General features: G+C 62.8%; 17 protein-coding genes. 10 read left to right on the forward strand and 7 right to left on the reverse strand.

Annotation, left to right across the window (positions count from 1 at the left end):
* Both DID96_RS13245 and DID96_RS13250 read left to right on the forward strand, forming a co-directional pair.
* Complete coding sequence (locus DID96_RS13245) at positions 1-1,191, forward strand: ABC transporter substrate-binding protein (protein WP_124599772.1); 1,191 nt, start codon at positions 1-3, stop codon at positions 1,189-1,191.
* Positions 1,157-2,011, forward strand: a complete 855-nt coding sequence (locus tag DID96_RS13250) for an ABC transporter permease (protein ID WP_124599773.1) — start codon at positions 1,157-1,159, stop codon at positions 2,009-2,011. Before DID96_RS13245 ends, DID96_RS13250 begins: the two co-directional genes overlap by 35 nt.
* Here DID96_RS13250 and DID96_RS39550 read toward each other — a convergent pair.
* Both DID96_RS39550 and DID96_RS13255 read right to left on the reverse strand, forming a co-directional pair.
* A complete protein-coding gene (locus DID96_RS39550) occupies positions 2,008-2,175 on the reverse strand; it encodes a helix-turn-helix domain-containing protein (protein ID WP_409333775.1) in 168 nt (55 codons plus the stop codon). The genes DID96_RS13250 and DID96_RS39550 overlap by 4 nt on opposite strands.
* A gap of 22 nt (positions 2,176-2,197) precedes the next feature.
* The gene (locus tag DID96_RS13255) at positions 2,198-3,238 is read right to left on the reverse strand and encodes a DMT family transporter (RefSeq protein ID WP_124599774.1); all 1,041 of its coding nucleotides are present in this window, start codon (positions 3,236-3,238) and stop codon (positions 2,198-2,200) included.
* Here DID96_RS13255 and DID96_RS13260 point away from each other — a divergent pair.
* The 5 genes from DID96_RS13260 to DID96_RS38290 all read left to right on the forward strand — a co-directional run bounded on the left by DID96_RS13260 (position 3,186) and on the right by DID96_RS38290 (position 6,247).
* Complete coding sequence (locus DID96_RS13260) at positions 3,186-3,704, forward strand: MarR family winged helix-turn-helix transcriptional regulator (RefSeq protein WP_185732245.1); 519 nt, start codon at positions 3,186-3,188, stop codon at positions 3,702-3,704. The two genes, DID96_RS13255 and DID96_RS13260, sit on opposite strands and share 53 nt — an antisense overlap.
* Before the next feature lie 174 nt (positions 3,705-3,878).
* Positions 3,879-4,568, forward strand: a complete 690-nt coding sequence (locus DID96_RS13265; protein WP_124599776.1) for a toprim domain-containing protein — start codon at positions 3,879-3,881, stop codon at positions 4,566-4,568.
* Positions 4,561-5,130 carry an exonuclease gene (locus DID96_RS13270; protein WP_124599777.1) on the forward strand — a complete coding sequence of 190 codons (570 nt, stop codon included), beginning with the start codon at positions 4,561-4,563 and terminating at the stop codon, positions 5,128-5,130. The genes DID96_RS13265 and DID96_RS13270 overlap by 8 nt, the downstream gene beginning before the upstream one ends.
* Before the next feature lie 24 nt (positions 5,131-5,154).
* Entirely contained in the window at positions 5,155-5,919 is a 765-nt protein-coding gene (locus tag DID96_RS13275; protein WP_124599778.1) for a radical SAM protein, read from the forward strand.
* Positions 5,920-6,070: 151 nt separating this feature from the next.
* Positions 6,071-6,247: a hypothetical protein gene (locus DID96_RS38290; protein WP_185732246.1), complete on the forward strand. Its 177-nt coding sequence runs from the start codon at positions 6,071-6,073 to the stop codon at positions 6,245-6,247.
* Positions 6,248-6,322: 75 nt separating this feature from the next.
* Here DID96_RS38290 and DID96_RS38875 read toward each other — a convergent pair whose 3' ends face one another.
* Complete coding sequence (locus DID96_RS38875; RefSeq protein ID WP_260463882.1) at positions 6,323-6,652, reverse strand: hypothetical protein; 330 nt, start codon at positions 6,650-6,652, stop codon at positions 6,323-6,325.
* 378 nt (positions 6,653-7,030) lie between these two features.
* Here DID96_RS38875 and DID96_RS13290 point away from each other — a divergent pair, with 378 nt between their 5' ends.
* Entirely contained in the window at positions 7,031-8,017 is a 987-nt protein-coding gene (locus tag DID96_RS13290; RefSeq protein ID WP_124599779.1) for a GlxA family transcriptional regulator, read from the forward strand.
* 285 nt (positions 8,018-8,302) lie between these two features.
* Here DID96_RS13290 and DID96_RS13295 read toward each other — a convergent pair whose 3' ends face one another.
* The 3 genes from DID96_RS13295 to DID96_RS13305 form a co-directional block, all read right to left on the reverse strand.
* Positions 8,303-8,707 carry a nuclear transport factor 2 family protein gene (locus DID96_RS13295; protein WP_124599780.1) on the reverse strand — a complete coding sequence of 135 codons (405 nt, stop codon included), beginning with the start codon at positions 8,705-8,707 and terminating at the stop codon, positions 8,303-8,305.
* Positions 8,708-8,740: 33 nt separating this feature from the next.
* Entirely contained in the window at positions 8,741-9,706 is a 966-nt protein-coding gene (locus DID96_RS13300; RefSeq protein ID WP_124599781.1) for an alpha/beta hydrolase, read from the reverse strand.
* Positions 9,707-9,868: 162 nt separating this feature from the next.
* Positions 9,869-10,786: a LysR family transcriptional regulator gene (locus DID96_RS13305; RefSeq protein WP_124599782.1), complete on the reverse strand. Its 918-nt coding sequence runs from the start codon at positions 10,784-10,786 to the stop codon at positions 9,869-9,871.
* Positions 10,787-10,923: 137 nt separating this feature from the next.
* On the opposite strand from DID96_RS13305, the gene DID96_RS13310 reads away from it, so the two are divergent.
* Positions 10,924-11,688, forward strand: coding sequence for an SDR family NAD(P)-dependent oxidoreductase (locus DID96_RS13310; RefSeq protein WP_124599884.1), 765 nt, complete (start codon positions 10,924-10,926; stop codon positions 11,686-11,688).
* A gap of 84 nt (positions 11,689-11,772) precedes the next feature.
* On the forward strand, positions 11,773-12,480 hold the full coding sequence (locus tag DID96_RS13315) for a pirin family protein (RefSeq protein WP_124599783.1): 708 nt from the start codon (positions 11,773-11,775) through the stop codon (positions 12,478-12,480).
* Positions 12,481-12,726: 246 nt separating this feature from the next.
* Here the strand turns inward: DID96_RS13315 and DID96_RS13320 are convergent, their stop codons facing one another.
* Positions 12,727-14,292, reverse strand: a complete 1,566-nt coding sequence (locus DID96_RS13320; protein ID WP_124599784.1) for a methyl-accepting chemotaxis protein — start codon at positions 14,290-14,292, stop codon at positions 12,727-12,729.
* Positions 14,293-14,311 lie beyond the last annotated feature (19 nt).

Raw genomic sequence — 14,311 nt, forward strand, 5'->3', positions numbered from 1 at the left:
ATGTGCCAGATTCCGATGTCACGCCGCGAATGGCTGAAACTCGCGGCCCTGTTCACCACGACGGGCGCAGCCCCGCTGGTCTCGATGTCGCGCGCGCAAGCCGCGACGGAGCCGGACGCGCCCGTTCGCATCGGCTACCTGCCGATCACCGATGCCGCGCCGTTGCTGATCGCGCACAACAACGGCTATTTTGCGTCCGAAGGGCTGACGGTCGAGCAACCGAAGCTGTTGCGCAGCTGGGCGCAGCTCGTCGAAGCCTTCCTGTCCGGCCAGGTCAACGTCGTGCACCTGCTCTCGCCCATGACCGTCTGGGCGCGCTACGGCAGCCGCGCGCCGGCGAAGGTCGTCGCATGGAATCACGTCAACGGTTCCGGGCTGACGGTCGCGCCCGAGGTCGATTCGCTGCGCGATCTCGGCGGCAAGACCGTTGCCATCCCCTTCTGGTATTCGATCCACAACGTCGTGCTGCAGGACATGCTCCGTCATCAGGGGCTCGTGCCCGTTCTCAAGCGACGCGGCGCGCCCGCCGCGAACGAGGTCAACCTGGTCGTGATGGCGCCGTCGGACATGCCGCCCGCACTGGCGTCGCGCCAGATCGCCGGGTATATCGTCGCCGAGCCGTTTAACGCGATGGCGGAACTGCTGAAAATCGGCAAGATACTGCGCTTCACCGGCGACGTCTGGAAAAATCACGCGTGCTGCGTCGTATTCATGCACGAGGCCGACCTGACACAACGCCCCGGCTGGTCGCAAAAGGTCGTCAACGCAATCGTGAAAGCGCAATTGTGGGCGCGCACGCACCCGCAGGAAACCGCGCAATTGCTGTCGAAGGATGGTACGCACCGCTACACGCCGCATACGTTTGCGGCGCTGGACCGCGTGCTGGTTCCGTCCGCGTCGCTCGCCGACACGTATCGGGCGAGCGGTGCGATCCGCCACATCGACTGGCACGAGAAGCGCGTCGATTTCCAGCCGTATCCGTTCCCGAGCTACACCGAGGCGCTCGTGCGCCGACTGAAGACCACCGTTGTCGACGGCGACAGCAAATTCCTTGCATCGCTGGATCCGGCGTTCGCGGCGCGCGATCTCGTCGACGATCGATTCGTTCGCCGAAGCATCGACGCGGTCGGCGGCCTCTCGGCGTTCGGTCAACGCGATGCCTTCAGCCGTGAGGAGACTATCGTTGTCTGACGTGATCACGGACCGCGGTTCATCCGCAAGCGCGACGCCCCGCGCGCACGCCGCCAGGCGCACCGTCCGCCCTCGGGCGGGGTGGCTCGGTGCGGCGGGCCTCGTCGCGACGGTCGGCCTATGGTGGGCCGCCGCTCACGCGCTGACCGCGCCCGACTCGCTCGGCCGGCAGTTTGCACCGGATAGCGCGTTCGCGAGCCTGCCGTCGCTGCTCTCGGACGGTCATCTGGTCGAACACGCGCTCGTCAGCCTGCGGCGCATCGGCGTGGGACTTGGATCGGCGCTGCTGATCGGCGTGCCGCTCGGGCTGCTGATCGGTCGGGTGCGATGGGTCGAGCGCGCGCTGTCGCCGACGTTCCAGTTCCTGCGCATGGTGTCACCGCTGTCATGGATGCCGCTCGCGGTCATGTCGTTCGGCATCGGCGATCGTGCGGTCTACTTCCTGCTTGGCTTCGCCGCGCTATGGCCGGTCCTGATGAGCACATCCGCCGGCGTCATGCAGATCGACCGGCGGTGGCTGCGGCTTGGCGAAAGCCTGGCCGCAACGCGCAGCGAACTGCTGCTGCACATCATCCTGCCTGCGATCGCCGGCCCGCTTCTCAACGGCATCCGGCTCGCGATCGGCATTCTGTGGATCGTGCTCGTGCCGGCCGAAATGCTCGGCGTCAACGCCGGGCTCGGCTACCTGATTCTCGATACACGCGACCGGCTCGCCTACTCCGAACTCGTCGCGGTCATTCTCGTCATCGGCGCGCTGGGGTTCGTGCTCGACGGCGTCGCCCGGCTGCTCACGCGCGCGCTGCTTCGGGCGGATCGCTAGCGAAATCCGTGCAGACCGGTGAAAGACGCGGCCGCCTCGGCCGCGTCGTCGCGCGGCGCCGCCGTGTTCCGGTTGCGTGCCGGTTCGCGTGAAACCGTCAAAGCGCTGTGCCCCAATCGCCGCGCAATCTCTCGTATGCAGGCTCCGCGCTGACATTCGATCACGAACGCTGCGAAGACCTGTTGTCTACGATGCCTTTATCGGACAGGAATCGGCTGCGCCGGAACGCCGCGTGACAGCGATCGAAGAGGCGATAATCATCAGGAAACCGATAAAATTCTGGGAATTGATGCTCTCCGAGAGAAACAGTACCGACATCGACACGCCGAAAATGGGTGTGAGGCACAACAGGATGGCCGACAAGCTTGTTGGGATATATCGCATCCCCAACAGATAGAAATAGAATGAGAGCCCATACGACAGCGCACCAGACGACAGCGAGTAAACGGTGAACTGTGCCGGCTTGAACGACAGATTGCCGGTTACCGTGAGATAGCTCAGTACCAGCACCAGACAGAAGCTCAACTGCCAGAATAGGAGCGACTCGGGGCTGTTCTTTCCGACAATGATTCGCGACGACAACGTGACGTACGCCGCCGCGAAGAGCGTACCGAGCAGCACCAGCCAATCCCCGGAATTGATCGATATCCCGGAGAAGATACTCTCCTTGGTCGTCACAAGCACCGCGCCGAGTGTCGACAGCCCACCCCAGAGCAATACCGTCGACGACACCCGGTCACGGAATATGGCGAAGGCAAGCCCGATAATCATCAGGCCTTCCATCGCCTGAAGGATCGTGGCGTTGATCGCGCTCGTCCTGCTCAACCCGATCAGGACGAGGTAGAACGCCACACCGGGCTCGAGGACGCCAAGCCAGCCGTGTTTCCATTCGCGCATCGACAGCTTTTGACCGAACACGACGAGCAGGAAGATACATCCCCATGCGGCCAGCAGCTGAATCGCGAACAGCGTCGTCTCGTCGACGTCGCGCAGGCTACGCTTGCTGAGGACCATCCCCCCTCCCCAGCAAAGCGTTGCCAGTACCGTCAACGCGACACCCTTTCGTTCACTTGTGCGCACGTTCAGAGCCCTCGGTAGATCAGGTCCGGCGAGTTCACTCTCACACGACGCGATATTTATGTGCGTCGCACATACATATGCTAAATTGGACGCTATGGAAAAGCAACGACTCGACAATTTGCTGGGCGCGCTTTCGCTGGCGCTCATGGACCGACTGCGGGAGGCGATATCGTCTGCGTCCGCATTGAACGAGACGGCGGTGTTTGCGCTGGTGCTCTTAAGCCAGCGTCCTGTCGTGACGATCGACGTACTGGCGAAGCAGCTCGCGCTCGCCCACTCCACGGTGGTGCGACTCGTTGAGCGGTTGGTCGAGGATGGGTACGTCGAGCGAAACTCGGGTGCCGATCGACGCGCGGTGTTCTTGTCGCTTACACCGGCCGGGAAAGATCTCGCGAACATCGTCCTTGACGCGCGTCGAAAAGCAATCGAGCCGCTGACCGATCAGTTGCCCGAGACCATGCAAGCTGCGTTGATCACAATCTGCGAGCAACTCCTCGAGCGCATGTCCGTTGACGCGCTAACCTCGGTTCGGAATTGCCGGCTTTGCGACGAGGAGGCATGCGATCTCGAGCGTTGCCCCGTCGAGAAGCGGTACAGGATTCAGGTTTCGTGACGGGCTTGCAAGGCTGCCTGCGGTGCGATCGATAGCGTTCGATCGAGAAATCCGCGCACCGTAACGCTAATGCATCGCTCCGCTGGAACGTGCGGAAAGTGACCAGATTTCGACTAGACTCAAATGGCCGTTGTCGCCTGCGGCGCACACATGCAGACGGGGTGACCTACTCGCATGGCTCGGTTCGAAAGCGTTGATCACTTGCGATTGCCGCTGTCCGGCGAATTGCCGGACGAGCGAATTGCGCACGCCATTCGGCTCGCCGGGACTGCCGGTCAGGCGTACGTCGAGCGCCGCGGCATCCCTGTCGCGATTGCGGACGCCGCCGGGATGCGCTTCGACCCGGAATGGGGCGGACGTCCCGCCGTGCTGATCGGCTTGTATGACCGCGAGGGCGCACTGGTGTCGGTACACGGTCGCTATCTGACCACCGTGCGCGGCCAGAACAAAATGCTGACCGTCGGCCGCGGCGGCGGAGTAGCGAGTGTCGGCGACGGCTGGCATGCTGAACACCTGATACTGGTGGAGGGCATCTTCGATGCACTCTCGTTGGCTGTATGCGGCTGGCACGGCGTTGCCACTATCGGACGCTGGGCGCCCTGGTTGCCGCAGGTGTGCGCGCGACGTGCGGTGTGGCTCGGTTTCGATGCGAACGCACCCGGCGATCGCATGGCGGCGCAATATACGCAACTGCTGCCGGAGGCAACCATGTTGCGTCTGCTGCCCCCGCCGCGCTGCAAAGACTGGAACACGGCACTCGTCAAGCGCGGACCTGCCGCGGTGGCCCGCTGGCTACGCAACCAGCTAGGGGACGCAGGAGACGCCGAGAAAAGAGCAACCGATAAAAGAGCAACCGATGAGTGACAAAGGCAGAACCGAAATCTATGTCAGCACGGACGTCGAGGTCGATGGTCCGATTCCCGGTCCCCATTCGATGCTGAGCTTCGCGTCAGCGGCATACGGTGCGGACAAGGTGCTGCATGGCACGTTTTCCGCCAACCTCGAATTACTGCCCGGCGCGAGCGGTCACCCCGACACGCAGGAGTGGTGGCTCCAACATCCCGAGGCGTGGGAAGCGGCGCGTGCGAATCTGCAGGCGCCGCAGGCGGCGATGACCGATTACGTCGCGTGGCTGGAGGCGCTGCCTGGGTTGCCGGTATTCGTTGGCTATCCTGCGGCCTTCGACTTCATGTTCGTGTACTGGTATCTGATGCGCTTCGTGGGCAGGAGCCCGTTCAGCCACTCGGCGCTCGACATCAAGACGATGGCAATGGTGCTTCTGCGCAAGGACTATCGTCGCAGCACGAAGAGCGCGATGCCGAAGCGCTGGTTCGACGATTTACCGCATAGCCACGTGGCCCTTGATGATGCGATCGAGCAGGGTGCATTGTTTTGCAACATGCTGAGCGAGAGCCGCAAACGCTGACTGCCGACACGATTCACCGTTGCCATGGACCTGAACTTGCCGCCGATGATCTGCTTCAGGGTGACGCGCTACTGCAATGCGCGTTGCGGCTTCTGTCTCGCGCCGCCCGACGGTGCGCATCCGCCCGCCCCGGTGCTGATGCGACGCCTCGACTGGCTGGCTGACCAGGGCGTGCGGGTCATCCACTTCTGTGGCGGTGAGCCGACGATTCATCCAGCCTTACCGGAACTGCTATTACATGTCGCGACGCGCGGCGGTCGCTCGCGGCTTACGACAAACGGCATCGCCCTGCCCGAGCACTTGTTGCCTGCATTGCGCTCGGCAGGAACGCAAGTCAAGGTGAGTCTGCATGGCGACCGCGCGCGTCACGACGCGCTGGTCGGGCGCGCGGCGTTCGATCTTGCAACGGAACACCTTCGCCGTTTGATCGGGGCTGGAATTCCGACGGCAGTTCAAACGACGATCGTCGCCGACGGCGACTGGATGCTCGACTGGATGGTCGATTTCTGCGTCAACGAACATGTGCGGCAACTGAGCATTCTGCCGTTCATTCCACGTGGAAACGGCTATCGCACTCAGGGGGAATACGGGCTGACGCCCATGCAGCGGAGCGCACTTCGCGAACGCGTTCGGCGCAAGCGTAGATCGCTTCAAGGCCGCGTGGATGTACGCTGGCTCGATTTTTCGGCTCGACCGCTGCATGTGGTTGAAGCCGATGGGCGTGTCGTGCTCGAAGGCGCAAGTGAATCGATGGACACATTCCTGTGCACGATTCCGGACGAAAGCTGACCGCCTGGTATATATCGTCCAGGACGGCATCATCTACGTGATGCAGTGTCGGTACCACTACGAGTGATGCAGTACCCAGAAAGCACCGGAGACGGTGCTTTTTTGTTTACGAATTTACCTCGACGGGTATGGCCTCGCCGAAAGCGGAAGCGTGCGCCTGTTCATGCGCTGGCTTGTCGCTAAACATCAGCTCCGGCTCATACGATTCCTGCTCGACTGTTGCGAACTGGACGCGTCGCTGTGGGACCACGCTCTGGATCAGGCGCAGGCGATCGTCAGCAACGCGGCCCGCGGTAAGCTGCGCACCCTCTCTTGCTATCGCGATTGAATCGAGGTCCGCAATCGAAGCATCGAGTCGTCAGGTCGTCGTCCGGGCATCGCGATGCGTTCAGTTCAGTTCAGTTCAGTCGAGGATTGTTCGCAGATCGGCGATGGCCGCATCCGGCAAGTGCCTGGCGAGCATGTCCCAGAAGATGATGTCGTGCATTGCGGTGGCCTCTGCGGCGGTCGTCCACGCCCGGGCTCCAACGATCGTGTCCGCGGTCTCGCGAGCCGCGTCAACGATGTTCTGATTGACCTGTTTTTGCATGAACACGATATCGGCTGTTTTTCCGGCTTCTTGAGTCTCGCGCAATCGTTTGCAAACGCGGTTCAACGTGATGCGCAAAGGTGGACCGGATCGCTCTCTCAGCAATTCGACCAGGCCCTGCGCGTCTGAAAATGCGGACCGCACTGCGTCTGGCCGGAAGCCCATTCCGCCCGGTGCGTCACGATTCTACAGAATCCGATTCCGCATACGTTTCCGTGGCGGATTATCGATGCATTCTGGCCGAAGTTGGCCATATATCGCCAGGAACGTCTTCACGCGTGAATTTCAGGAATCCCGTGAAGTTCATTTTTTTGAGACGGAGTGTCAAGCCGAACCGCCCCACCCTCGTAGAATTCTCAGGGCTGCATGTACATCGGTGTTTGCCCGCTTCAGGCTGCCACTGGCTGTCCGATTCGCACACGAGATGGCTGCAAGAGCCGCGTGGATGGCATGCGTCGCCGGGTTCGAGTGGCTGGGCCCGGAGCGGGCCTATGCCGGTCAACAACATCCTTGGGAATCGCCATGGAATTCACACATTCCATACTGTCCAGTTCGGGAAAGCACGCTGCACGGGCACCGACGCAAGTCGACATTGTGCTGTTCAATGGTTTCGCACTGCACGACGTCGCGGCGATCATCGAGATTTTTCATAAGACAAGTGCGCTGACTGCATCTCGTCCCTCCGGCGAGGCGCGCTACAACGTCTCGCTGGTGTCTGCCGCCGGCGGCCGCATTGCCACTTCTTCATCCGTGTTCGTATGGACGGACAGCGTCGATTCGCGACGGCGCGTGAACGGCAAGCACATCATTTTCGTCGCGGGCGGTGCAGCCGCTCATCTGGCCTGCCGGGATACGCGGCTGATCGATTGGCTACGCCACCAGCATCCGCTCTGCGACACCGTTCATCCGATCGCTGAAGGAAAGCATCTTCTGGATGCGGCGGGTATTCCGGGTGGATTTCGTGCCGGCAACGAAACGCCCACCGTGAATGCTGACGGATCGCCGAGCGACGAGCCTGATGCAGTTCGCATCGCGTTGCGCATTGTCGGAGATGACTCGGGCAGCGTCGTCGCGCGGCAGGTGTCCGGGTCTCTGTCGCTACCGGCGCCTGCACAGTCCGGGCCGTCCGGTTCGTCCGGTCCGTCCGTTGCGGCAAGCACGGGGGCACGCGTGAGCGAGCAGATCACGGCATCCGCGCGTTGGCTGGACGCGAACGTCGACCGGCCCGTCTCGATCGACGATGCGGCGCAAGTCGCGGCCATGAGCGAGCGCAACTTCCTGCGACGGTTCAAGAGCGAGATCGGCATGACGCCATCGGACTATCTGCAGCGCGCCCGGCTGAACATGTGTTGCAGGATGCTGCTGGAATCGAGCTTGCCGGTCGACAAGGTCGCGCGTCGCTGTGGCATCAATGGTGGCGCGCAACTGGCGAGACTGTTTCGGAAGTACCTGTCCACGACGCCGACCGAATACCGCGCGCGGAATGAAGCGAATGATTGCGTTGCGTAAGCGCGGTGCGCGTGAGGCGATGTGTGCTCGGTTTCGGTGCCGCGGGAGCGGGAGACCATTGCATTGTCTTCCTTCCTTCGCGTTGGGCAATGCGTTGCTGCTTGCGCAATTCAGGTCGGACGGGTCGTCGGCCTTTGCGGACGATCGGGTGGCCCTGTTAATTTTCTCAAATGGCAGCTAACTGGCGATCTTCTGTTTCGGCAGGAGTCGGCCAATTGCGGCCAGTCCGGACGAAACGTTGTCAGGCCGCTTGGATTAATAGAGCGGCCTTTCATCGTCATGTCTTCAAATGGGCTGCGCCATCGAGAATGCGTGTGCCGCAGCCATCGTATCCAGTGCTTCGCGCAACAGCAGGATCTTGCCGTTGCTCGCCACCAGCCGGCCTGCGTACATCTGTCGATAGATTTTCCCCGTCGATGGCACGAGCGCTTCGACTTCATATTCGGCGAATACTTGCTCAGGCGTTTCGATCAGCAGGCTCGTATTTCTGAACGAAAAATCCGGTACTTTCGCGAGCAGCGAGGCGATGAAGCCTTCGATCGCTTTTGGCCCCTGTGCACGCCCGTCAATGCCAAGCGACTTCAGATAAGGGAGCTCCAGCACGCCATCTTCGGCAAACAGCGCGGCGGCCGCGCGTGGGTCACGAATCGATTCGAGATAAGCGGAAAGCAATTGTTTAGCGTTGTTCATGATCGGCTCGATAAAGGTATTAGAGGATGCGATTCATTGCAGATGCGTCTTCAAGGCAGTCGCCATCTGTTGCATCGCGGCACGCGTCGGTGCGTCGGCAGCAAGCACGTTGAGCAGGCCGAAGTCGTGAATCGTGCCTTTGTACTGGGTCGTCGTCACGTCGTTGCCCGCCTGGTCGAGCCGATATCCGTATGCCTCACCTTCATCGCGCAGCACGTCGAACTGTGCCGTCTGGATGAGCGCCGGCGGCAAGCCCTTCAATGCGTCGAGCGAAGCGCGCAGCGGCGATGCGTAGCGTTCGTTGCGCTCGCTTTCGTCCGTCGTATAGGCATTCCAGAACCACTTCATCATGTCGCGGCTCAGGAAGTAGCCATTTGCGAAGGCGTCGTACGAGGCATTGTCGAACACGTGGTTAGTCACCGGCCACATGAGGCCCTGGAAGCGAATTGCCGGACCTTGACGGTCCTTCGCCATCTGGCTGACGACCGCGGCCATGTTGCCACCCACGCTGTTACCGACGACTGCCAGCCGCGCACCATCGACGCCGATCTCCGCGCCATGTGCGGCAACCCACTTCGTCGCGGCATAGGCTTCGTTGATCGCGACGGGGTAGCGTGCTTCGGGCGAAGGCGTGTATTCGACGAACACCGCCGCCGAACCCGACTGGACAACGAGGTCCCGCACGAGACGCTCATGCGTCGGATAGTCGCCGAGAATCCAGCCACCGCCGTGGAAGAACATGAACACGGGCAGCGCACCGCGTGAATCCTGCGGCTTGACGACGACAAGCGACACGGCCAGACCGTCCTGCTCGATCGTACGGCGCGTGACGTCGATGCCCGAGATGTCAACCGGCGCGCTGCGCTGGGCGCCTGCCAGGACTTCGCGCGCTTCGGCGGGCGTGAGCGTCTCGATTGCCGGGCCGGAGGTGCTGGTCAGCGCGTCGAGGAAGGCGACAGTCTCGGTATCGGGCGTGTTTGGGGTGGCTTGCGTGTTCATCGTGATTCTCCTTTCGTTTGGTTGAGTGGCTTGCGATGCGATGTCGGGCAGCCGGTGGAAAGGAGAATACGGATCGGACAGTGTTTGCGAAATAGAATCGTTCGAAACCCATCATTGCATGAATGCAATGATGGGCGCCGGCTGATCAACTACGCCGATGCATCATTTCGGCCATCGCCATGTCGGCTCGGAAAGGTGCTCGGCAAAGTACTCCGACAGCGCCGCGACTTTCGCGGGCCGCGCGCGTGCCGATGGCGTGACGAAGTAAAGACCGCCCTTCGTCAGCGACCAGTCGGTGAGGATCGCTTCGAGACGACCATCGGCCAGATATTCGCCTGCGATGAATTCAGGCAGTTCGGCGATCGCAAGGCCGTCGAGTAGCGTGGGCAACAGCGCATCGGAGTTCGTCACGCGTAGCGGGCCTGTCGGCATCACCGGCTCCTCCTCACCTGCGTCGTTCGTGAAGCGCCATACAGCGCTACGCGCGCGGTACGCGTACGAGAGACAGGAGCGATCCGCCAACTCGCGCGGATGCGTGGGCCGTCCTTCGCGCCTCAGATATTCCGGCGACGCCACCACGAATTGCGTGACCGCGCACAGCCGACGCGCGACCAGCGACGAATCCGGCAGCGCGGCGATCCGCAATGCCGCGTCGAACCCGTCGGCGATCAGATCGACCGATGCATCCGATAAATGCAGGTCGATCGACACCTCCGGATACGCGCGAAAGAAACCCGGCAGCAGCGGCGCAACCCAGCGCAGCCCGAACGACATCGGCACGGCCAGACGCACCAGCCCGCGGGGCTGCACCGACATCTCGCGCGCCGAGCTTTCCGCCTCCTCGGCCTGGCGATAGATCTCGCCGGCTTTCTCGCTGATCGTCCGGCCGAACTCGGTCAACGAGAGCTGGCGCGACGTGCGATTGAACAGCCGCGCGCCGAGCCGCTCCTCCAGACGCGCCACACCGCGCGAGACGGTAGCGACCGACACCCCGGTCGCGCGCGCCGCAGCCGCAAACGATCCGTGCTCGGCCACCTTCGCGAACATCGCGAGCCCTTCGAAATCAGGTAGCTGCGCCATTTCCCCTCATCTTTGCATTTATGCAACGTTTGATTGTGATTGATTCTATTTCGAAAATATCGAGCCGTCGATATTCTCCTCACATCGCAGCACGTAACACCCAACGCAAACACCTGACCAACGAAAGGAGCAATACCATGGCACGCAAACTCGACAACAAGATCGCACTCGTCACCGGCGCAACCAGCGGCATCGGCCTGGCCACCGCCCAACGCTTCGCGGCTGACGGTGCGCACGTCTATCTCACGGGCCGCCGGCAGGCCGAACTCGATGCCGCCGTGGAAGGGATTCGCGCAGCCGGCGGCAAGGCAACCGGCGTGCGTTCCGACTCCACGAAGCTCGACGAACTCGATGCGCTGTATGCGCAAATCAAGGAAGAACAGGGGCGCCTGGACGTGCTGTTCGTGAACGCCGGCGGCGGTTCGATGCTGCCGCTTGGCAGCATCACCGAAGCGCACTACGACGACACCTTCGACCGAAACGTGAAGGGCGTGCTGTTCACCGTGCAGAAGGCGCTGCCGCTGCTGGCCGATGGTGCATCGGTGATTCTTACCGGCTCGACAGCCGGTAGCGCGGGTACCGCTGCGTTCAGCGTGTACTCGGCTTCGAAGGCGGCGGTGCGCGCCTTCGCGCGCAGCTGGATTCTCGACCTCAAGGAGCGACGCATCCGCGTGAACACGATCAGCCCGGGCGCGACCCGCACGCCGGGCCTGCTCGATCTCGCCGGTGACGATGCGGCTCAGCGGCAGGGGCTTGCCGATTATCTGGCGGCACTGATTCCGATGGGGCGCCTTGGCGAGCCGGGCGAGATCGCGAGCGCGGCGCTGTTCCTGGCCTCGGACGACGCGAGCTTCGTGAATGGCATCGAATTGTTCGTCGATGGCGGCCAGCAGCAGATCTGAGCGTGGCTCGGGCGCGCGGGGTGCTGTGGACGCGGTCTTCGAGGATCGCGACCCACGCCCGGCGCCCTCGAATCGAGCGCCGTCATGATTGAACATCGGCCGTTTCTTGCGCTTGGCGCAATCCGGCGCGGCTCGGTTGATGTCCGCCAGCATTTCCGCGCGGGCGACTCCGGGCACGCCGACCATGCGCCGCTCGGTCCACTCTATATGTGGAGCGACGTTGAATTCGCGCCGCACTCGGGCCTCGGCCCGCGTGCTCACCGTCACGTCGAGATCGTCACGTGGGTGCGTTCGGGCGCCATCACCTACGAAGACGACACGGGCAATCGCGCCCGTCTGGTCGCCGACTCCGTCCATGTGATAAGTGCCGGCGCAGCGATCCATCACGCCGAGCGCAACGAGGAAAATCTACCCGCGCGGCAGTTCCAGATCTGGCTCCGTCCGCACACACCTGCGAGTACACCGCGCTGCGCGACGCGAGTATGTTCGCCCGGATGTCGCGAGGGCCGATTCGTTACGCTGGCGAGCGGCGATCCGGCGGATGTCCGCGCCGGCGCGTTGCCCATTCACGCCGACGCACGTGTGCGTATCGCGACGCTACGCGAAGGCACGGCGATGCAGCACGTTTTGCCGATGCCCGGTTCGGCTTATCTGGTAGCGGATCATGGGCAACTGGACGTAGGACCGATCAGGCTGGCGCGACGCGATGGCATTGCCATTCGCGATGAAGCTCGGCTCGTGCTGAGGGCGCGAGACGACACTGATGTCGTGATAGTCGAGCTCTTACGCTAGGACACACAGGCTCCTCCATTAGGGCGTACCGCGGCTCTTTCATTGCTGTTTCCGACTTCGAGAAAGCGCGCTTACGAGAGTTAGGTGGCCGTTTTGGGGCGAACTGCAGACGTTGATACTGACGTCGCCCATGGCGCAGATGGGTCGAAAGCACGCCTCCGCTTACGGCGAAACCGGACGTTCACGGCTGTAGAGGCCACGCCCGATCGTCCGGGGAGGGACGCTTCCCGGCCCGACACCCAGCCGTCACGCGAATACCTCGTCGCGAATACGAAATTGCGCCACCGCGTCGTTGAGCCGCGAACTCTGCTCCTCGAGCGACAGCGCCACAGCCGCTGCCTCCTCGACGAGCGATGCATTGCGTTGCATCGTCTGCTCCATCTGCGTCACCGTCGCATTCACCTGCTCGATGCCCGAAGACTGTTCCTCAGACGCGTTGCTGATTTCGCTCATGACTGCATTGACGCGCTCGACCGCGGCGACGAGTTCGGCCATCGTCGAGCCGGCCAGCGCGACGAGCCCACCGCCGTCCTCGACGCGCCGCACAGAATGACCAATCAACTCCTTGATTTCCTTCGCAGCCGACGCACATCGCTGCGCGAGTCCGCGAACCTCTGTCGCGACAACCGCAAAACCGCGCCCTTGCTCGCCAGCGCGCGCCGCTTCGACGGCCGCGTTCAACGCGAGGATGTTCGTCTGGAACGCAATACTCTCGATGACGCCGACGATGCCCGAGATCCGCGCGGAACTCTCCGAGATCGCCGACATCATCTCGACGACGCGCCGCATCGCCTCCCCGCCACGCGACGCGATGCCGGCGGCGCCCTCGACATAGGTGCGTGCGTCGCGGGCGTTGTCCGCATTCTGGCGCACGGCCGCCGTCAGTTGCTCGACGCTCGCCGCGGCCTGCTGCAGCGACACGGCCTGCTGCTCGGTGCGCGCGGACAGATCGACGTTGCCGCTGGCGATCGCGCGGACGTCGCCGACGATCGTGTCCGTGCTCGCGCGCACCTTGTTCACGGTTTCGATGAGGCCGGCCTGCATCTGCTTGAGCGCGTTCAGCAGATAGGCCATCTCGTTGTCGCGGGAAATGACGACCGTGCCAGTCAGATCGCCTTTCGAAATTCTTTCGAAATGGTCGACAGCCAGATTGATTGGCTCGACGATGGCCTTCGCGAGCGAGCGCTGCGCGAAGACACCGACGGCGAGCGCGAACGCGGCCACCGCGGCCATCCCCCAGACGACCCGGTGGAAATGCGCAGTGGCCATCTCGTAGCGGGCCTTTTCGCGTGCGACCTGGAATGCTTCCAGCGCCTCGATTGCGTGCTGGTAGGCAGCGAACAGCGCCGGCGGCGCGGCGCGCTGCGTGTCGAGGAAATTGAAACCATCGTCGCGGTCGAGCTGCGACAGCGCCCTCAGGAAGACCTGGTCAAGCAGTGCGCGGCGGTTGTTCTGGAGCGTCTCGAAAAGCGTCTGCTCGTCGGCATCGCGCGGGTGCAGGCGCGCGTAGGCCGCCAGTTCGTCATTGCTCTGCGCGAGGAGCGTGTGGAGTTGCGCGATCTCGTCCTTGGCGGACTGGCCGGCACTGATGATTTGTGCGACATCGCTCATGCGTTCGCGCAGGACGAGCATTCGCTCGGAGCTTGTCTTCAGGTGCAGCAACGATGCGGTGTCGTCGCGGTACATGGCTTCGAGCGAACCATTGCCCACATAGAGGGCGGCGATGCACGCACCGACCACCATCACGAGCAGCACCGTGTAGCCGGCGATGGTCGCGACAAGCCCGCCGCGGATAGTGAGTTGTTTTCGCATGAGGGGTCTCTTGGCCGAG

The organism is Burkholderia sp. Bp8963, assembly GCF_003854275.1.
In the GTDB taxonomy this organism is placed as follows: Bacteria; Pseudomonadota; Gammaproteobacteria; order Burkholderiales; family Burkholderiaceae; genus Burkholderia.